Source organism: Desulfosarcina cetonica JCM 12296 (assembly GCF_001311845.1).
Lineage (GTDB): Bacteria > Desulfobacterota > Desulfobacteria > Desulfobacterales > Desulfosarcinaceae > Desulfosarcina > Desulfosarcina cetonica.
In genome coordinates this window covers 1-18,503 of record NZ_BBCC01000132.1, presented here as the reverse complement: position 1 = coordinate 18,503, position 18,503 = coordinate 1, and the positions used below count along the sequence as shown (strand labels likewise).

Here is an 18,503-nt window from a genome sequence, read left to right as displayed (position 1 = left end):
TGATGCGGCCATTGATTGGGGTTGAAGTCGATTGGCCTTTTGGTTTATAGAGGAGTAAATTCATTGGGCATTTGTCGAACCATCGTCGTATTGGACCAACAACCGTTTGGAGGCTTGGCAATGAAGTGGAAAGATACGGGTGGGGTAGAAGACCCGAACCCCGAAGAGACGGAAAACGACGCATCAAAAGACCCCTACTACGAAGACGACGGCTATGCCCATTTTAAGGAGAAAGGGCTGCGGCCCTCTGGCATTCTGTCCGGCAATCCCATCCACTATCTGTACTGGGGGCTCGGTATCGCCGTGGTGATCGGTGTTGTCCTGCTGGTCATCCTGATCTTCTCATACTCTGGCGAACAGGCCGGTGCAGCGCGGATTGACGCCCTTGAACAACGTCTCGCAAAAATCGAACATCAGCTGGAAAAAGTCGATGGCGTGGATGAAAAAGTCACCCACATCTGGGAGCAAGCCAAAGATTTCGAAACATTCAAGACCCGCTTCGATCGCTCCGAAGCGTCAACATCCCTGCGGATGGACCATTTGGCCATGAGCCTTGACGCCTTACAGAAGAAAATCGATACGGCCTCCAGAAAGGTTAACCAGCTAGCGCAGGTGCCGACATCGCGCCCGCCCGCCAAACCGTCTGCAACCGTGAGATCGACGACGAAAAAACGGCTGCTGCCGCCAAGACCCATACCGTCGTGGCCGGAGATACCCTTTACAGCATCAGCCGGAAGTACGACCTCACGGTCGATCAAATCCGGTCGTTGAACAAACTTAAAAAGGAGAACGTCATCCACGTCGGCCAGAAGCTTGTCGTCAGTCAACCTTGATACGGACAGCCTGTCCCCAACGACGCCCATGGAGAAGACAGCATGCCGATGAACGACTATGTTGCCCGATTTGCCGCAGCGCCCCGCAGCTTTAAAAAAAGCTATGCCATGCTTGTATTGGCCTGGGCCTGTCACCCCGCTTTCCTCTTTTCACTTTTTCAAGGCAGGGCGGCCGTCGAAGACGCCAATCCATGGATTCTGAAAATGGTGGTGGTCAGCCTGAGTCTTGCCATTCTCCTCTTTTTGATCAAACCGTGGGCGCGGGCGTTGGTGGTGGTGGGAAATTTTTTCGTGTTGATTTACGACCTTTTTTTCTATGTTGCCCTCGCGCCCCACCGGAAAATTTCAACGGTATTGTGCGTTATTGTGGTGCTGTTTGTGATCACCGGGACATACTGGCTTTTCGTTAAAACTTCACGGGATTATTTTACGCAGCTGAACCCCAAGGCGGGGAACCCGAAAGGTCCGGGCGGGTGAACGATCGGCCAGGCTAACCACCGTTGGACCGATTCCTGGATGGACTGGATCTATCGCTTTTACTGGAGGCGCGGGCCATGTCTGCGAGAACGGTTCTCGGTATTGGGTCCGAATGCGGTTACTTTGGCCTGTCGCCATATTTACCTTGACAAGGCCCGACGGAAAGAATAACAGCTCGTAATCGAGCATATGCTTTATTGGAGGATTCATGGGTAGACCCAGAAAAGATCGTCTCGTCGCATTCAACCCCAAAATCAGCTACTTCAAACCCAGGGGAATTCCCATGGTGGAACTGGCTGAAGTCTGCCTTACGGTAGATGAACGGGAGGCGCTTCGGCTTGCCGATCTGGACGGGTTGTCGCACGAAGATTCGGGGCAGTGCATGGGCGTATCCCGGGCGACGTTCGGCCGCATCCTTCACAAGGCCCGGCAGACGGTCGCCGATGCGTTGATCAATGGAAAGGCCATTAAGATCGATGGCGGGAATTATAAAATGGTTGATGAAAAACGCCACTTCGCGTGCCGAAAATGTCAGCATCAGTGGGATGCGCCCCTGGGAACCGGTCGGCCCCAAGCGTGCCCGTCATGCGGGCAGGATGACTTTCATCGATATGTAACCGAATAAGCATGCCCATGCCGGCATAACACATTTGAAGAGCCTCTGGCCGCACCCCCTTTACCTTGCGGAGTGCTTAACGGGCACCGGAAGCGAACCCTTGTCGGCGCGGCTTGAATGGGAGAACAGTGATGGTACAGATACAAAACAGTATGAATGACGTGAAGAAAGCGGCTAACCCCCAGGCGGAACGTGACGCTACGGTAAAAGATGTGCTGGGTCGGATCAAACACAAATTCATGATCATGAGCGGGAAAGGCGGGGTCGGAAAGACCAGCACCTCCGTCAATCTGGCATTGGCCCTGGCCGGCTTGGGGCACCAGGTCGGGATCATGGATGTGGATTTGCACGGGCCGGATGTCCCCAGAATGCTGGGACTTTCGGGGATGCTTGAACTGACGCCCGAGCGCAAACTCAAACCCATGCCCTATTCAGCCAATTTGAGCGCCGTGTCCATCGAGTCCCTTTCGCCAACCAAGGACGACGCCATCATCTGGCGGGGACCGGTGAAGTATTCGGCCATTCAGCAGTTTATCGCCGACGTGGCCTGGGGGAATCTGGATTTCCTGCTCATCGACGCTCCTCCAGGAACGGGTGACGAACCGCTCACCGTGGCTCAGACCATTCCCGACGCCAAGGCCATCATCGTCACCACCCCCCAGGAAGTCTCCCTGGCGGACGTCAGGAAATCGATCAATTTCTGTAAAGTGGTCAAAATGGAAATTTTCGGTTTGATCGAAAATATGAGCGGCTTCGCCTGCCCGCATTGCCATTCGGTAATCGATCTTTTCGGATCGGGTGGCGGAGAGAAGACCGCCGCAGCCACGGAAATACCCTTTCTCGGGAAAATTCCCTTCGATCCGGAAATGGTCGCTTGCGGGGACGCCGGGGTCTCCTATCAGCAGCAGCACGCCGACTCTCCCGTTTCCCAGGCATTTGTCGCGGTTGCCCGCAACATGGCCCAGCTTCTATAGTTCATATTCGCTTTTTACCTTCCTGGCCCACCTGCCGCCGGTAAGCACGACCAACGGCGGGTGGGCATCCGACTCACCGATAACGCCCCCGAATGAAGCCCTATTCAGATCTGGCGAGCGTTGACTTTACCCTGGCTTGATGGTTTAATCGATGGCGATCCGCATTGTGATTCCCGCGGTGGTTCCGTTTTTTCATCGTTCCTGAACGATCGCGCTTACCGCCAAGCCCAGGACGCGTCGATGAAGCCCGAAACACTCCGCTTTCTATCATCCATGCCCCACTTTTCCTTTCTCACGCCGTCGGAGATGGAAATGGTGGTGGCCCAGGCGTCCACGACCCGAATCGCGCGGGGTGATCGAATATCCGTCCAGGGTGAAAGCCGGGTTGATAACGTTCTCGTCATTCTGGATGGCCAGCTTTCCCTATACCAGAAGGATAAGGGAGAGGATCGCCTGACCGGCTATATCAAGAAGGGCGAAGTGTACGGCGGGATCTCCGTGATGCTCAATGCGGGGATCGCCCTTAGGACCACGCGGGCGGATACGGTGGTGGCGGCCGTCACCATCCCTGCTAGGGTCATTACCGAATTGTGCGCCCGGAACAGAGCCTTTCATGAATACTTCCTGGACAACTTCAGCCACAACATTTTCGATGAATCGCTGGATGCGATTACGCGGGCAGCCCAGGCGCGCCTGTTCATCTCGGGACTGGATCCGTTCACCTTTTTGGGGGAGGACGATCTGGAGCGGGTGGCCACGTCCCTTTCACGGGTCTCCTATCCAAAGGGCACGGTGCTGTTTGTTCAGGGGCGCACGCGGGTCGGCTATCTGTATATCCTGCAGAAGGGCGCCGCCGAGCGCTACTATGAGGAAAACGGCCAAAAGACCATGCGCGAGCTGCTTTCCGAGGGTGATATTTATGGGGGCATCTCGATCCTGTTGAATGATGGTCTGTCGGTCCGCACCATGGCGGTCATCGAAGACGCCTCCTTTTACGTGCTCGCGGAACCCATTTTTCTGAACATCTGCAGCCGAAACAGTACCTTTTCCGAATACTTTTCCGATACTTTCGGCAAACGCATGCTCAGCCGCTCCTATGCGGCGATCATTGCCAAGACCCTTCGCCCCAAAGCGGCGGATCTGCAGCTGTTCAACCAGCCCCTGTCGCAAATTTATTCCCCGCATCCCGTTTTTTGCCATGCCGGTATGACCATCCGGGAAGTCGCGCGTCTGATGACCCGTCATAAGACGAGCTATGCCTTTGTGCGCAACGAGAATCCCGAAACGATGGGCATCGTGACCGAAAAAGATTTTACCCGCAAGGTGATCGCCCGCGGCATCTCCATCGATCAACCCGTGGCCGCCATCATGTCGTCGCCGTTGCGGGCCATTCCGGAAAAGGCCATGATCTTCGAAGCCATGATGACCATGATGGAACAAGACTTCCAGCATGTCGGCGTGATCGATGCCAACGACAAGGTCATCGGCATGTTATCCAGTCGGGATATTCTGGCGTTTCAGGGGCAGTCACCGCTCTTTTTGCTGCGCGAAATTCAGTTGGCCGACGGGATGGAAAAAATCGTTGAAAAACAAGGTCAACTGGCCGGCATGGTGCGCGGCCTGATCAACAACGGCGCCAACGCGCGCAATCTAACCTATTTCATTACCACCGTGGCCGACACGATCCTGAAAAAAACGGCCCGCATGGCCCTGGATGAACTGGGACCGGCACCCGTGCCATTTGTTTTCATGATCATGGGGAGCGAGGGGCGGGAGGAACAGACCCTGAAGACCGACCAGGACAATGCGATTGTTTATCAGGACCCGCGACCCGAACTGGCAGAAGGAGTGGCCGCTTATTTCTTCGAATTCGGCGAGATGGTTTGCGGTCTTTTGAACCAGGCGGGCTATGCCTATTGCACGGGTCAGGTGATGGCCAAGAATCCAAGATGGTGCCAGCCGTTTTCCCAATGGAAGATCTACTTCAGGGATTGGATTCGTGCCGCAGAAGCCGAGGATTTGCTGCAGGCGAGCATCTTTTTCGATTTCCGCACGGGATTCGGTGAAACTGCCCTGGTTGAGAGACTGCGCCAATATCTCTTCTCCGCCTTGGAAGGATGGTCCGGCTTTTTTCGCCATCTGACCGAAAATGCCCTCTACTTCAAACCGCCCCTGGGGTTTTTCCGTAATTTCGTGGTCGAATCCAAGGGGCGCCACCGCAACGCCTTGGATATCAAAAGTGCCATGACGCCCATTGTTGATTTCGCCCGGGTCTATGCCCTGAAGCACCGCATCGAAGCGACCAATACCCTTGAGCGGCTCGAACAACTGCGAATTCAGAAGGTGATTACGCCCCAGGAATACGAGGAGCTGGAAAAGGCCTACTCTTTTCTCATGCAACTTCGTTTTGTCAGGCAGATCACGGCCGTGATGGACGACAACAGCAAGCCGGACAACTACATCAATCCAAAAAAGTTGACCCATATCGAGCAGACCATGCTAAAGGAGATTTTCAAACGGGTTGAGAAATTCCAGGCTAAAATGAATTTCGATTTTATCGGCATCGCCTGAAATCGGGGATTTCATGCCAACAGAGATGAAAACACACCAGCGCGACCTGCTACAGCGGATCCAGCACCTTGAAACCGAGAACGCCCAACTGAAACAACTGACGGACAAGCGCCTGGAAGATTATGAAACCCTTTTGAAGCTGGCGCGGCGAATTGCCGACAACGTGCCGGACATGATCTGGGCCAAGGACATGGACAACCGTTACCTCTTTGCCAACCGGGCCCTTTGCGAGCGGCTGCTCATGTGCAAATATCCCGAAGCCGTGGTGGGAAAAAACGATCTTTACTTTGCCGAACTGGAGCGCAGCAACGGACAACGCCACACCTTCGGTGAAGTTTGTGAGAATTCCGACGACATCGTCAAGGCCAAGGGAAAGGCCATGCGCTTTGTGGAAGACGGCCTGGTGCGGGGCCGGTACCTGGTCCTGGATGTCCACAAGGCGCCCCTTTTGGATGAAATGGGCAATATGCTCGGTACGGTCGGTTGCGGCCGGGACATCACCCGTGAGGAGAAGATCCGCCGGGATCTGGAGGAGAGTCGCGCCAGTCAGCAATTGTTTGTCGAAAGTGCGTCGGATTTTGCCTTCTTTCGCCTCAGGCTTGGCATGCAGCGTCCCAGGGCCCTGAAGGTCGTCTTCATGAGCCCTTCGGCCAAGGATATCGCCGGTGTCGCCCAAAATGCGTGGCCGCCGAACAAATGGTTCCAGATCCATCCCAACGATCGCAAGAACATTCGCAATGCCGTGGTGCGGGCCATCCGGGATCTCAAATTCAATCAGCGGTTCCGGATTTTTCATCCGCTGCTGACCCAATGGCGCTGGCTGCAAGTCATCGCCACGGGGGTTGCCGGTAGCGAGCACGCCTTTTTCAATGGGATCATGTTCGATGTCACCGATCAGATGCGCAGTAACGAAGCCCTCGCGGCCAAGGGACGTGAGCTGGAGACCCGCACGGACAACCTCTCCGAAGTCAATACGGCGCTTAAGGTTCTTTTAAAAAAGCGCGACGAGGACCGCAAGGCCCTAGAGGACAAGGTCCTTTACAACGTCAAGGCCCTGATTCGACCGTATGTCCGCAAGCTGAAGCGCAGTGGGATGGAAACCCGCCAAAAGGCCTATCTGGAGATCATTGAATCCAATCTCAATGAAATTGTGTCCCCCCTGAGCCGCAAGCTTTCCTTTGACTACCTGGGCTTCACGCCCACCGAAATCAAGGTGGCCACCATGGTCAAGCAGGGCAAGAAGGCCAAGGAGATCGCCCATCTCCTCAACATTTCAGTCCGTACGGTGGAAGGCTATCGATATGCCATCCGGGAACGGCTGGGCATCAAAGGCAAAAAGGTCAACCTGCGAACCTATCTGCTTGCCATTCAATAACCCCCCGGCATTGATGAACGCGTAAAGAGTCGCCTTTCCGACGGATGCGTAAGAAGCCCGAGATCAAGGCTTGCGAATCCTTAAGGAATGAGGCGTACTTTTGCGTACGCCGCAGTGACGAAGGATACGCGTAACGCCGATATCGGGCTTTTTACGCATCCGTCAGCCTTAGACCAACAAATACCAGTCAATCAGACGCTCACCGAAAAAAGATAGATCATGGCTCCGCCGGCCAGGAATGGACCGAAGGGGATGGCCAGCTGCATGCCCTTGCCGGATTTGAGCATCGCCAGCAGGCCGACTATGGTGCCGAGGGCCGAGGCGGCAAAGATGGTGAAAAGGATTCCCTGCCAGCCGATCATGGCGCCGATCATGGCCAAGAGCTTGATGTCACCGCCGCCCATGCCCTCCCTTCCGGTGATGCGATGATAAATCCAGGCCACGGCGAAAAGAATCCCCCCGCCGGCAACAATGCCGATGGCGCGGGCTTGCCAGGCAATGGCAGGAAGGGCAAAGGCCGCCAGAAAAAAAAACGGAATTCCCCGGCAGTGAAATCCTGTCGGGGATAATGCGGTGGTCCAGATCGATGAACGTGACCACGATCAGGGTGGCGATGAAGACAAAAACGACCCCTGCCTGAACGGTCGGCCCAAAGGTGTGGACACTGGCCAGGCCGAAAAGCCCGCCTAAAAGTTCCACAAACGGATAGCGAAGGGCAATGGGGAGATGACACGTCCTGCATTTACCGGCCAACAAGAGGTAACTGATGATGGGGATGTTATCATAAAACGGAATGATCGTCTCACAGCGCGGGCAACGGGAGCCCGGATAGACGATGGACAAGCCCTCCGGTATGCGATAGATACAGACGTTTAGAAAACTGCCGATACAGGCACCGAAGATGAAGGCGACAATGTCGATGAAAAGCGATGGTAGCATGAGGGCTCGGGGTAACGATGCTGGTCGCGTCGGGAGATGAATGACGGTTACGGGCAAAACCGGCCCACGGGTGCCGGTCCGCCTCTTTTGTAAAAGAACCTGATGACCGTTGTCAAAGAAAAATTCGGGCTTATGTTAAAAGACATTTTTCGAAGCGGTCTTTTCGTGTGGGCCTTGGATCGATTTGGTTTTTGAATTCTTCAGGAGTGAAAATGGGCGAAACAGACAAGGACGATTTGATCAGCATCATCGAGGAGGACGACCCGGAAGCGACGATCCCAATGGTTTTACCCATGATGCCGGTGCGCGATGTGGTCATTTTCACCGACATGTTGCTGCCGCTGTTCGTGGGACGGGAAAAATCGGTGAATGCCATTGAAGAGGCGATCGCAAAGGATCGCTACTTGTTTGTCGTCACCCAGAAGGATCCGGGCGTCGAGAACCCGGGGCCCGAAGAGATCTATCAGCTCGGTACGGTCAGCCGGATACTGCGCATGCTCAAGCTTCCCGACGGCCGGGTGAAGGCGCTGGTTCAGGGGATCGCCAAGGCCCGGATCGTCAAATATGTGCGTAAACGCTCTGTTTTTCGGGTGAGGATCGAATTGATCGAGGAGCCCGAATCGGATGATATCGATATCGAATCCGAGGCGCTGATGCGCAATGTAAGGGAATACTCGGAAAAAATTCTCACCTTGCGCGGTGAATATACCAGTGAGGTCGGTTCCATTCTCACCAGCATTGACCAGCCCGGGCGTCTGGCCGATCTGGTGGCCTCCAATTTGCGGCTGAAAATCGACGAAGCCCAGGCGGTGATCGAAATCATCGATCCTTTTCAGCGGTTGAAAAAGGTCAATGATCTCTTGTTCCGTGAAGTCGAGCTGTCAGCCATGCAGGCCAAGATTCAGTCGGAGGTCAAGGACGAGATCTCAAAGAGTCAGAAGGATTACTTCCTGCGTGAACAGGTGCGCGCCATTCATCGCGAGCTGGGCGAGCTGGATGAACGGTCCCAGGAGGTGGAAGAGTACAAAGGCAAGATCAAGCGCGCCCGCATGCCCCAGGCGGCCAAGGCCGAAGCCGATAAACAACTGCGGCGGCTGGAGCAGATGCATCCCGATTCGGCCGAGTCATCGGTGGTGCGAACCTATCTGGACTGGATGGTGGAATTGCCTTGGAGCAAATCCACCACCGACGTGATCGATATCAAAAAGGCCAAATCGGTGCTCGATCAGGACCATTTCGGCCTGGAGCGCATCAAGGACCGCATTCTCGAATTTCTGAGTGTCCGTAAGCTCAACGCGAACACCAAGGGCCCGATCCTGTGTTTCGTGGGTCCGCCGGGTGTGGGCAAGACCTCGTTGGGGCGGGCCATCGCCAACGCCATGAAACGTAAATTCATCCGGATTTCCCTGGGGGGCATCCGGGATGAAGCCGAAATTCGGGGGCACCGCCGAACCTACATCGGCGCACTGCCCGGACGGATCATCCAGGGGTTGAAACAGGCCGGCTCGAACAACCCGGTCTTCATGATGGACGAGATCGATAAATTGGGTGCCGATTTTCGCGGGGACCCTCATCGGCGCTGTTGGAGGCGTTGGATCCGGAGCAGAACGCCGAGTTCAGCGACCACTACCTCAACCTCAGCTTTGATCTGTCCAAGGTGATGTTCATCCTGACGGCCAATATTTCGGATACCATTCCGTCGGCCCTTTTGGACCGCATGGAGGTGATCAACCTTTCCGGCTACACCGAGGATGAAAAGAAGGTCATCGCCAAGACCCACCTGATTCCCCGTCAGATCAAGGAAAACGGGATCAAGGTGAAACAGATCCATTTCAGCGAAGGCGCGATTGCGCTGGTGATCAACGAATACACCTCCGAAGCAGGACTGCGCAATCTCGAACGCGAGCTGGGGACCTTTGCCGAAAGGTGGCCCGGCGGATTGCCGAAGGCGAGAAGGGCCCCTTTCTGATCAGTCGCCAAAGCATCGAAAAGTACCTCGGTCCGCCCAAATATTATCCCGAGATGGACAAGGAAGAGAGTCAGGTGGGCCTTTCAACCGGCCTGGCCTGGACCCAGGTGGGGGGCGAGGTCCTCTATGTGGAGGCTTCCCTGATCAATGGCAAGGGCGAGATGATTCTGACCGGGCAGTTGGGGGAGGTCATGCAGGAGTCGGCCCGTGCCGCCCTGAGCTACGCCCGGGCCAATGTGACGCAATTCAAGGTCAAGGATGCGATCTTTGAGAACCGCGACATCCATATCCACGTGCCGGCCGGTGCGATCCCGAAAGACGGCCCGTCGGCCGGCATCGCCATGGCCACGGCCCTGATTTCGGCGCTCACCGAACGACCGGTCAACAAGGACGTGGCCATGACCGGGGAGATTACCCTGCGGGGACGGGTGCTGCCCATCGGAGGGCTGAAGGAGAAGGCCCTGGGGGCGTTGCGGGCCGGGATCACCACGGTGATTATTCCCCAGAAAAACAAAAAGGACCTGGTGGAGATTCCCAAAAACGTCAAGCGCAAGATCAAGTTCATACCGGTGAGCAACATGGACGAAGTGTTGGCCATCGCCCTGGAACCCGCCGTGCCCAAAAGAGGACGAACGCCAAGCGCCAGAAAACCGGTTGCCAAAAAGCCGGCGCCATGATCCTTCTGGCCGTTGATACCGCCACGACCAGTTGCAGCGTGGCCCTGCTCCGCGACCGGAACCTCTTGGCCGAAACCGTTTACACGGCGGGCAACACCCATTCACGACACCTGATGGCCATGATCGATGGCCTTTTGACAAGCTGCGGCCTCTCGGCGGCCGATGTCGATGCCATCGGCGTCAGCCGGGGGCCGGGAACTTTTACCGGCCTGAGGATCGGCATCAGCACGGTCAAGGGGTTGGCCATGGCCATCCACGCACCCGTGGTCGGGGTCAGCAGCCTGGCCGCGCTGGCCTTTCCGTTTCGTCACCATGACGGCCCCGTGGTTCCCATGATCGATGCCCGGCGGGGAGAGATCTACCATATCTGCTATGAACATGGCGCAAACATACCGGATGGGGTAGGGGATGCGGCGGTGGACCTACCCGCGGCGGTGGCCGCGACCCTTCCCCCAAAGGCTATTTTGGTGGGTTCCGGAGCGGTGCTGTATAGGGAGTTGTTTGCCGCCCGCTGCCCCGGAGCCCGCCTGGCCGATCCTTCACAGCATGTGATCCGGGCCGCTGCCGTTGGTCTTTTGGCCTTGGAACGGATGCTCCGGCAGGATGTCGATACGATCGGCTGCCTGGTTCCCCACTATGTCCGCAAGTCCGATGCGCAGATTCACCGCTGAACGGCGCGCAAAACCGTCTGGCCGAAAACAGTACCCCCATCCGGTAGTCGGCTCAAATCGGCTAAAAACAGAATGGGAGATGTGCCTATTCTGCCTATATTTCCAAGCCGTTTTGAAGGTGGTCGAATTCGCACTGTCACCTGTCGGTAGATGTTGACATAGGTGCCGGCTTTTTATATAGATAACCCTTTAAAAGTTGATAAAAGCTTCTGACGGCGCGGGTTGCGGCCCGGGAGAACGTGATGACACAACTGAACTGGTCCGATCCACCCAGCCAGACGGCATTTCCTGTCGCCAAGGCAGGATATCCGTTTATTTTTGCTTCTGCCTTTGCGACAGCGGTGTTCGCCCTGCTGGGGGTCGGGTTTCTGGCCATGCTCGGGCTTCTGGCAACCGGATTCATCTGCTGGTTTTTCAGAGACCCGGACCGGCTGGTGCCCGTCGGCGAGGGGGTGATCGTTTCACCGGCCGATGGCAAGGTGGTTAAAATCGAACCGGTCGCCGAGACGCCCTATTACCCTGGCGCGTGCACGCGGGTCAGCGTCTTTATGTCCATTTTCAATGTGCATGTGAACCGATCGCCCCATGAAGGCACGGTTCGTCGCGTCAACTATTATCCGGGCAAGTTTTTTCCGCCAATCTCGACAAGGCCTCGGCTGAAAACGAGCACAACGCCCTTTTGCTGGAGGGCCCGGACGGCAAGCAGGTGGGATTTGTTCAAATTGCCGGCTTGGTGGCCCGACGAATCATCTGCCGGGTGCAGGAAGGGGATTCGCTGGGTCGTGGGCAGCGTTTCGGCATGATCTGTTTTGGATCGCGGCTGGATGTCTATCTTCCGGTCAATGCGGAAATAAAGGTGACGGTCGGGGATCGGGTACAGGCCGGCACCACCATTCTGGGCAAATGGTGAGACTGAGTTAATTCCAACAGGTAAATCGTATCCGGAACTGATAGATTCCCCCATGGCATTTGCCATGGGGATCTGTTTTTCTATTGCCGGGTGAAAACCATTATTAACCATCAAACACAAACGCGAATCGTTCAGGAGTTTTCCATTGGAAAGAATACCCATGACCCGAGAAGGGTACCAGGCGCTGAAAAAAGAGCTGGAGTATCTTAAATCCGTCGAGCGGCCCAGTGTGATCCGGGCCATCGAAGAGGCCCGATCACATGGTGATCTCAGCGAAAATGCCGAGTATGAAGCCGCCAAGGAACGTCAGGCCTTCATTGAAGGACGGGTCAGTGAACTGGGTTATAAATTGGGCAATGCAGAAATTATCGATGTCGACAACCTGCCCAAGGATCGGGCTGTCTTCGCCTGCACCGTGGTCCTCGAAAACATCGATACCGGTGAGGGTGTCGAGTATCAGCTGGTTGGGCCTGAAGAATCCGATATCGAGCAGGGACGCATCTCGGTGACGTCACCCTTGGGCAAGGCCATTATCGGCAAAAAGCCCGGGGAGGAGATCGTGCTCACTGCGCCTGGCGGAAAACGCGTCTACGAACTGGTCGAAATACTGTAACGAGGAGAAAATTCGTGGCAAGAATTACCGTTGAAGATTGTCTGGAAAAAGTCCCCAATCGATTCAAGCTGGTCCATATGGCCGCCGCGCGGGTGCGGCAGATCCGGGAAGGCTCCGAATATCTGGTCAGTTCACCCAAGAACGAGGATATTGTCGTTGCCTTGAGGGAGATTGCGGCCGGTAAGGTGGTGGACAAAGAGGAAACGGATAAATAGGACCCCGAAGCGGAATCGTCCGTCTTGCCCCGGTACAACTACACATACAAGGCGATCAACGGCTTGGTGGGAAAGGCCATCCACCGTTATGACATGATCGCGGACGGCGACCGCATCACCGTGGGACTCTCCGGCGGCAAGGACAGCCTGAGCCTGCTATGGACGCTGGCTGAACGACGCAAGCGGGTTCGGGTACGGTACGAACTTCTGCCGGTTTATATCGATCCTGGATTTGCCGGCGGATTTGGCGCGGAATTGGCCGATACCTGCCGGCAAATGGGGTTTTCGCTGACCATCGAGAAGACCGACCATGGTCTCGTGGCCCACAGTCCGGTCAACCGTGAAAATCCCTGCTTCCTATGCGCCCGGCTCAGACGCAAACGACTCTTTGAAATCGCCGACCAACTGGGCAGCAATAAACTGGCATTGGGACACAACAAAGACGATATTATCGAAACCTTTTTCCTGAATGTCTGTTATGCCGGTGAGATCAGCACCATGGTGCCACGGCAGGATTTCTTCGGCGGCCGCTTCAGTGTCATCCGCCCCCTGGCCATGGTCGAAGAAAAAAATATCCGGCGGTTTGCCGCCGATCAACAGATACCGACATTCACCAATCCCTGCCCGTCGGCCGGGGTGACCAAACGTTCGGAAATCAAAACCATGCTCGACGGGCTTTACCGAACCAACCGTAAGATCAAAGGCAACATTTACCGTGCCTTGAGTCATGTGAAAATGGAGTACTTGCTGAAATAGACCGATTGGCATCCGAACCGATTGCTTTTCAACCTCAACCGTGCGCTTGCCCGCTGTCAGGTAGTCACCCATGAAAGATGTGCAAAACCAGCCGGATCACCGAAATATCCCGATCGACAAGGTCGGCATCAAGAATCTTCGGTATCCCATCCGGGTCAAGGACCGTCGCGAGGGCTCCCAGAGCACCATCGCCGCCTTCAACATGTATGTGGATCTGCCCCAGGAATACAAGGGGACCCACATGAGCCGATTCGTCGAAATGCTTCACCTGCTCAAGCCGGAGATCTCGCTGAAGAAATTTTCCGTGCTGCTGGAGACGATGAAGCAGAACCTGGATGCCGCCTCGGCCCACATCGAGATGAGTTTTCCCTATTTCATCGAAAAGCAGGCGCCGGTGAGCAACGCGCCGGGACTCATGGACTACAATTGCCGCATCATCGGTTCCAGTAATTCGCGCAACGAAATCGATCTGATCTCCGAAGTTAACGTTCCGATTACTTCCGTCTGCCCCTGTTCCAAGGAAATTTCAGATGAGGGGGCGCACAACCAACGGGGCATCGTGCAACTCCAGACCCGTTTCAAGCGCTTCATCTGGCTGGAAGACATGATCGAGATGGTCGAGGCCTGTGCCTCTTGCGATGTCTATTCCGTGCTTAAACGCGTGGACGAGAAGATGGTTACCGAAAAGGGCTTCGCCAATCCGAAATTCGTCGAGGACGTGGTCCGCGATATCGCCGAACGCCTCATGGCCGACGACAACATCACCTGGTTTTCGGTCAGCGCCGAAAACTTCGAGTCCATCCACAACCACAGTGCCTACGCGCATATCACCCGCGGGCAGGCACCGATGGGATGACCGGCACTTTTATTTTACGCTGGTTTCGATCTTAAGATTGTACTTGTCGATCTTGGCATGCAGGGTCGGCCGAGACATGCCCAGCAGTTTGGCCGCCTGGGATCGGTTGCCGCCGGTCAGGTTGAGGGCCTCGGCAACCATCACGCCGCCGAAATGATCCATGCAGTTTTCGAACAGGTTCTCCTGTGCCCCTCTGGATAACAGGTTGCGAATCCAGACCCGAATGCTGTCGTCGCAGGCGTCCTCGCTGAGGTGCAGGTTCTTGATGTCGCCGCCGGTGGCCTGGGCGATGTCGGTGAGGCTGAGGGGGCGCCCCGGTTAAAGATCAATGCCTTCTGGAGGGTGTTGGCCAATTCACGAATGTTTCCCGGCCAGGGGCTGGATACCAGCATGGACATGGCCTCGCGGGTGATACCCGGATTCTCGATGCCCAGTTCCAGGGAAAAGCGGGTCATGAAATAGTCGACCAAAAGGGGGATGTCGCCGGTGCGTTCCCGTAAGGAGGGGAGCCAGATGGTGATCACCTTGAGACGGTAATAAAGGTCTTCACGAAACTGCCCCTTGGTGATCTGGACCTCCAGATCACGGTTGGTGGCGGCGATGATGCGCACATCCACCGGAATGGTTTCCCGCCCGCCCAGGCGTTCGATGCTTTTCTCCTGCAGCAGGCGCAGCATCTTGGCCTGCAGGTTGAGCGGCATGTCGCCGATTTCATCCAGAAAAACCGTTCCTCCGCTGGCCTGCTCGATCTTCCCCACACGCCTGTGGGTGGCGCCGGTAAAAGCCCCCTTCTCATAGCCGAACAATTCGCTTTCCAAAAGGGTGTCGGGAATGGCCACGCAATTGATCACCAGAAACGGTTTTTGCGATCGGATGCTGTGCTGGTACAGCGCGCGGGCCACCAGCTCCTTGCCGGAGCCGGACTCGCCCCGGATCAGCACCGTTGCATCGGTGGCCGATACGCGCCCGATGGCTTTATAAACCTCCTGCATGGCCGGGCTCTTGCCGATGATCGCCTCGCCGTGGATCTTGTCCGGCGCCACATCCATGTCTACCGGGGAGCGCATGAAGCGGCCGGCTTCCAGGGCCTGGCGGATGGTGGAAAGCATCTGAGGAATGTCGAAAGGCTTGATCACATAATCGAAGGCACCCATCTTGGTGGCTTCGATGGCTGTCTCGGTGGTGCCGTAAGCCGTCATGATGATCACCGGCAGCTTCTGCTCGATCTGGTGGATCTGACGGAAGGTTTCGAGACCGTTGATTCCGGGCAGGCGGACATCCAGAACCACCAGATCGGGAACCGCCTCGGTCAGCATGCGGATGCCGGCCTCGCCCGATGCCGCCGTACGGACCCGGTAGCCTTCCTCCTTCAGCAAGCGTTCAAAACTGATGCGCAGTTGATCGTCGTCATCAATGATCAAAATGGTGCTCACAACTTGCCTCCTTTGATGGGCAGTTCGATGATAAAGGTCGTGCCGCGGCCCTCCACCGAATTCATTTCCACGTGCCCGTCATGTTCCCTGATGATCCGTGATACGATGCTCAACCCCAGGCCGGTGCCATCTTCCTTGGTGGTGAAAAACGGATCGAAAACCTTTTTGGCCGTTGCCGAGGGGATGCCCGAACCGTTGTCGGAGACGCTGATCTCGGCATGCCGCAATCCACCGGGATCCTCCACCACACGCTCGGTGATGCCGATCTTTCCGCCGCCGGGCATGGCTTCGCAGGCATTGATCATCAGATTGACCAAAACCTCCTTGAGCTGGTCGGGGTCGGCTTCGATAGCCGGCAGAAGCCGCTCCCGGTGAAGGGTGACCTGGACGTTGTAGGATTCCAGGCGATAGCAAAGCAACTGAATGGCCGTATCCACACCGTGGAGGGGCTTACCGGCTGCATCTTCAGTTTGGGAGGGCGTGAAAATTCCAGAAAATTCTGGACAATCGTATCGATGTGGTCGATTTCCTCGGAAATGACGTCAAAATCCTCTTTCTGCATGCCGGAGAGTTTGAGGGATCGGCTCAGCGAGAACAGACGCATTTTTACCGACGTGAACGGATTGCGCACGCTGTGCGCCATTCCGGCGGCCAGCTTTCCCACCATGGCCATCTTCTCGGCCTGCAGCAGGTTTTCGCGGCTTTTCTCCAGTTCAACCTGGGTCTGGTCGACATCCTCGATCAGACCCCGTACGCTCATGCTCAAGGTTTTGACATCGTCGCCGGCAAGCTTGATATTTTCGTTGCGGCAGGTCTCCATGATCAATGCGCGTACCGGATTGAGAATCTGATGCATCAACAGGTAGGCCAAAAGGATCACCAAAAGGACTTGGGTGACGATCACCGCCATGGCGGTGTCCCGCAGGCGGGCTGCTCGATCAGGGCGGACTGCTTGGCCTGCATGATCGATTCCGTATGGGAGCGTTTGAAATCCTCGCAAATCTGCAGAATGGCAAAAAAACGGTTGCGCACATCCTGATGCAATTCGGAGCTGAATTGGTGCTGGCCGCTTTTATAGTATTCGATGACCTTGTCTTTCTCGCGGACGTAGTGGTCATACTCATCGGCGATGCGGGCAATGGTCTTGCGTTCTTCCATCGTCTGGGCCTGGGCCCTGGCCTGGCCCAGCTTTTCGCTGAAGATCCGGCGATACTTTTCCAATTGCACCAGCCAGTCCGGATTGCCGTCGAGAAAATAATACGAGACAAATCCTTTCTGATTGACCAGGGCGATCTCCAGTGATTCGGCACTCTGGAAGGCAACCAAATTTTCGTCGGTGATCTTTGTAAGCACGCTTTCAATGTTGTACGAGTACCAGATCATCACGGCGGCGCCGGAGAAAGTGACCAGGAAGATGGCGCCCAGCAGGACATAGATTCGGTTTTTAAGGCTGATGCGTGCCCACATGGGACTCCTTTCCCTTCGTATCCACCGATGACATCGTCAAGAGCGTTTCGATCCGATCCAGAAGTTGGGATCGGTAGTGCTGGACCATCGCCGGATTGGTCATGATCATGTCCAGTTGCCGGGTGTGAATGGTCAGAAATCCGAGAATGTTCAGCTTGGCGACCATGGTTTCGGCATCATGCTGCTCGATCCGCGCCCGTAACGTATCCTTGGCCACTTCGGTGCGAAACCCATAGTTTTCAAGAAGCTCCCCGACAAACAGCACCCGTTTGAGGCGCCGGTTGAAGTCGGCGGCACCGCCCTTGAACTGAAAACTGACATAGTTCTCCTGGCTGCGTTCCCCCACCAGCGCTTCGGTGATGGCAAAGTGAAAGCCCAGTCGGGATTGCAGACTACAATAGTTCTTCGAAATCATAAAATAGTTGCGATTGGCCATGCTGGTTTTGACCGTGGGCAACAGTGCCTGGTTCTGCGTCGCCTGGAACATCACCGACATGAATCCCTTGCTGTCCACGGGCGGGGGGCCCTCCCAGGGATAGGCGGTGATCCCGGCCCACAGGGCCCGCATGGGAATGGAGACAATGTTGTCGAAATCCACGAAGGGATCTTCGGCCACATCCTCCCTGAATCCGTCATCCAGATTGAGCACCCACCACTGCATGGCGATCTCGGCCCGCAATTGCTTGGATGAGCGTTCGGGAAAACGATGCGTCTTGCCGAAGCGGAACATCTCATGAACGCTTTTCTCATGACTGAAGCGGGTGATGTCATGCAGGGTCTTGCAATTTTCGGCCTTGAAGCGCGGGCTGTCCGGATCGAGCAGGGTGAGCGGCGTAATCAGGCCGGCCGCCTTTTCAAGGACTTCAAATACCGGCGTGCCTTTCATCAGGGCGGTGGCACGTCGATCCCGGGAAAGGGCCAGCAACTCCTCGACCACGCCTTCGTAAATCCGGCAACCATCCGCGTCCACGGTCACCACCGGCGGGTCGGAAAGTTGTTCGATCGCCCCGTCGGCACCGAACAGGGCCGGCACCTTGAACTCGCGGGCCACATTGGCCAGGTGGCCGGTGAGGCTGCCCTTCTCGCTGACCACCGCCGCCGCGCGGGGTAGCAAGGTCGCCCAGCGGGCCAGGGCGCGATCGGTCACGAGC

19 protein-coding genes and 2 pseudogenes are annotated in these 18,503 nt (G+C 56.1%); 13 read left to right on the top strand and 8 right to left on the bottom strand.

Going from position 1 to position 18,503, the window contains the following annotated elements:
- Positions 1–120 precede the first annotated feature (120 nt).
- The 6 genes from JCM12296_RS45495 (at position 121) to JCM12296_RS23550 (ending at position 6,846) form a co-directional block, all read left to right on the top strand.
- Complete coding sequence (locus JCM12296_RS45495) at positions 121–771, top strand: hypothetical protein (RefSeq protein WP_246804778.1); 651 nt, start codon at positions 121–123, stop codon at positions 769–771.
- 104 nt (positions 772–875) lie between these two features.
- The gene (locus tag JCM12296_RS23570; protein WP_054698622.1) at positions 876–1,310 is read left to right on the top strand and encodes a hypothetical protein; all 435 of its coding nucleotides are present in this window, start codon (positions 876–878) and stop codon (positions 1,308–1,310) included.
- A 208-nt stretch (positions 1,311–1,518) separates the two neighbouring features.
- On the top strand, positions 1,519–1,935 hold the full coding sequence (locus JCM12296_RS23565) for a DUF134 domain-containing protein (RefSeq protein WP_054698620.1): 417 nt from the start codon (positions 1,519–1,521) through the stop codon (positions 1,933–1,935).
- 122 nt (positions 1,936–2,057) lie between these two features.
- The gene (locus JCM12296_RS23560) at positions 2,058–2,900 is read left to right on the top strand and encodes an Mrp/NBP35 family ATP-binding protein (protein ID WP_054698618.1); all 843 of its coding nucleotides are present in this window, start codon (positions 2,058–2,060) and stop codon (positions 2,898–2,900) included.
- Positions 2,901–3,140: 240 nt separating this feature from the next.
- Positions 3,141–5,471, top strand: a complete 2,331-nt coding sequence (locus JCM12296_RS23555; RefSeq protein WP_157067839.1) for a putative nucleotidyltransferase substrate binding domain-containing protein — start codon at positions 3,141–3,143, stop codon at positions 5,469–5,471.
- 13 nt (positions 5,472–5,484) lie between these two features.
- Positions 5,485–6,846, top strand: a complete 1,362-nt coding sequence (locus JCM12296_RS23550) for a PAS domain-containing protein (protein WP_083456441.1) — start codon at positions 5,485–5,487, stop codon at positions 6,844–6,846.
- A 191-nt stretch (positions 6,847–7,037) separates the two neighbouring features.
- On the opposite strand, the gene JCM12296_RS45490 is transcribed toward JCM12296_RS23550, so the two are convergent.
- Both JCM12296_RS45490 and JCM12296_RS23545 read right to left on the bottom strand, forming a co-directional pair.
- Positions 7,038–7,346, bottom strand: coding sequence for a prepilin peptidase (locus tag JCM12296_RS45490; RefSeq protein ID WP_340147876.1), 309 nt, complete (start codon positions 7,344–7,346; stop codon positions 7,038–7,040).
- Entirely contained in the window at positions 7,237–7,785 is a 549-nt protein-coding gene (locus JCM12296_RS23545) for a prepilin peptidase (protein ID WP_246804776.1), read from the bottom strand. The genes JCM12296_RS45490 and JCM12296_RS23545 overlap by 110 nt, the downstream gene beginning before the upstream one ends.
- A 212-nt stretch (positions 7,786–7,997) precedes the next feature.
- Between JCM12296_RS23545 and lon the strand changes: the two are divergent.
- The 7 genes and pseudogenes from lon (at position 7,998) to folE2 (ending at position 14,452) form a co-directional block, all read left to right on the top strand.
- Positions 7,998–10,431: pseudogene (gene lon / locus JCM12296_RS23540) on the top strand (endopeptidase La).
- Complete coding sequence (gene tsaB / locus JCM12296_RS23535; protein WP_054698611.1) at positions 10,428–11,102, top strand: tRNA (adenosine(37)-N6)-threonylcarbamoyltransferase complex dimerization subunit type 1 TsaB; 675 nt, start codon at positions 10,428–10,430, stop codon at positions 11,100–11,102. The pseudogene lon and the gene tsaB overlap by 4 nt, the downstream one beginning before the upstream one ends.
- Positions 11,103–11,344: 242 nt before the next feature.
- A pseudogene (locus JCM12296_RS50760) lies at positions 11,345–12,012 on the top strand (phosphatidylserine decarboxylase family protein).
- A 145-nt stretch (positions 12,013–12,157) separates the two neighbouring features.
- Positions 12,158–12,625 carry a transcription elongation factor GreA gene (gene greA, locus JCM12296_RS23525; RefSeq protein ID WP_054698609.1) on the top strand — a complete coding sequence of 156 codons (468 nt, stop codon included), beginning with the start codon at positions 12,158–12,160 and terminating at the stop codon, positions 12,623–12,625.
- A gap of 14 nt (positions 12,626–12,639) precedes the next feature.
- Entirely contained in the window at positions 12,640–12,840 is a 201-nt protein-coding gene (gene rpoZ, locus JCM12296_RS23520; protein ID WP_054698607.1) for a DNA-directed RNA polymerase subunit omega, read from the top strand.
- 24 nt (positions 12,841–12,864) lie between these two features.
- Positions 12,865–13,596 carry a tRNA lysidine(34) synthetase gene (locus JCM12296_RS23515; protein WP_054698605.1) on the top strand — a complete coding sequence of 244 codons (732 nt, stop codon included), beginning with the start codon at positions 12,865–12,867 and terminating at the stop codon, positions 13,594–13,596.
- 70 nt (positions 13,597–13,666) lie between these two features.
- Positions 13,667–14,452 carry a GTP cyclohydrolase FolE2 gene (folE2, locus tag JCM12296_RS23510; protein ID WP_054698604.1) on the top strand — a complete coding sequence of 262 codons (786 nt, stop codon included), beginning with the start codon at positions 13,667–13,669 and terminating at the stop codon, positions 14,450–14,452.
- A 9-nt stretch (positions 14,453–14,461) separates the two neighbouring features.
- On the opposite strand, the gene JCM12296_RS45470 is transcribed toward folE2, so the two are convergent.
- The 6 genes from JCM12296_RS45470 to JCM12296_RS23495 all read right to left on the bottom strand — a co-directional run.
- On the bottom strand, positions 14,462–14,614 hold the full coding sequence (locus tag JCM12296_RS45470; protein ID WP_246804774.1) for a helix-turn-helix domain-containing protein: 153 nt from the start codon (positions 14,612–14,614) through the stop codon (positions 14,462–14,464).
- On the bottom strand, positions 14,593–15,885 hold the full coding sequence (locus JCM12296_RS23505) for a sigma-54-dependent transcriptional regulator (RefSeq protein ID WP_246804773.1): 1,293 nt from the start codon (positions 15,883–15,885) through the stop codon (positions 14,593–14,595). The genes JCM12296_RS45470 and JCM12296_RS23505 overlap by 22 nt, the downstream gene beginning before the upstream one ends.
- Positions 15,882–16,190: an ATP-binding protein gene (locus tag JCM12296_RS42415; RefSeq protein WP_218188247.1), complete on the bottom strand. Its 309-nt coding sequence runs from the start codon at positions 16,188–16,190 to the stop codon at positions 15,882–15,884. Before JCM12296_RS42415 ends, JCM12296_RS23505 begins: the two co-directional genes overlap by 4 nt.
- On the bottom strand, positions 16,190–16,795 hold the full coding sequence (locus JCM12296_RS42410; RefSeq protein ID WP_218188246.1) for a histidine kinase dimerization/phospho-acceptor domain-containing protein: 606 nt from the start codon (positions 16,793–16,795) through the stop codon (positions 16,190–16,192). Before JCM12296_RS42410 ends, JCM12296_RS42415 begins: the two co-directional genes overlap by 1 nt.
- Positions 16,786–17,352, bottom strand: a complete 567-nt coding sequence (locus tag JCM12296_RS42405) for a CHASE3 domain-containing protein (RefSeq protein WP_218188245.1) — start codon at positions 17,350–17,352, stop codon at positions 16,786–16,788. Before JCM12296_RS42405 ends, JCM12296_RS42410 begins: the two co-directional genes overlap by 10 nt.
- Positions 17,330–18,503, bottom strand: a 1,174-nt coding sequence (locus tag JCM12296_RS23495) for a PEP-utilizing enzyme (protein WP_246804772.1), incomplete at its 5' end; no start/stop codon positions are given. The genes JCM12296_RS42405 and JCM12296_RS23495, both read right to left, overlap by 23 nt.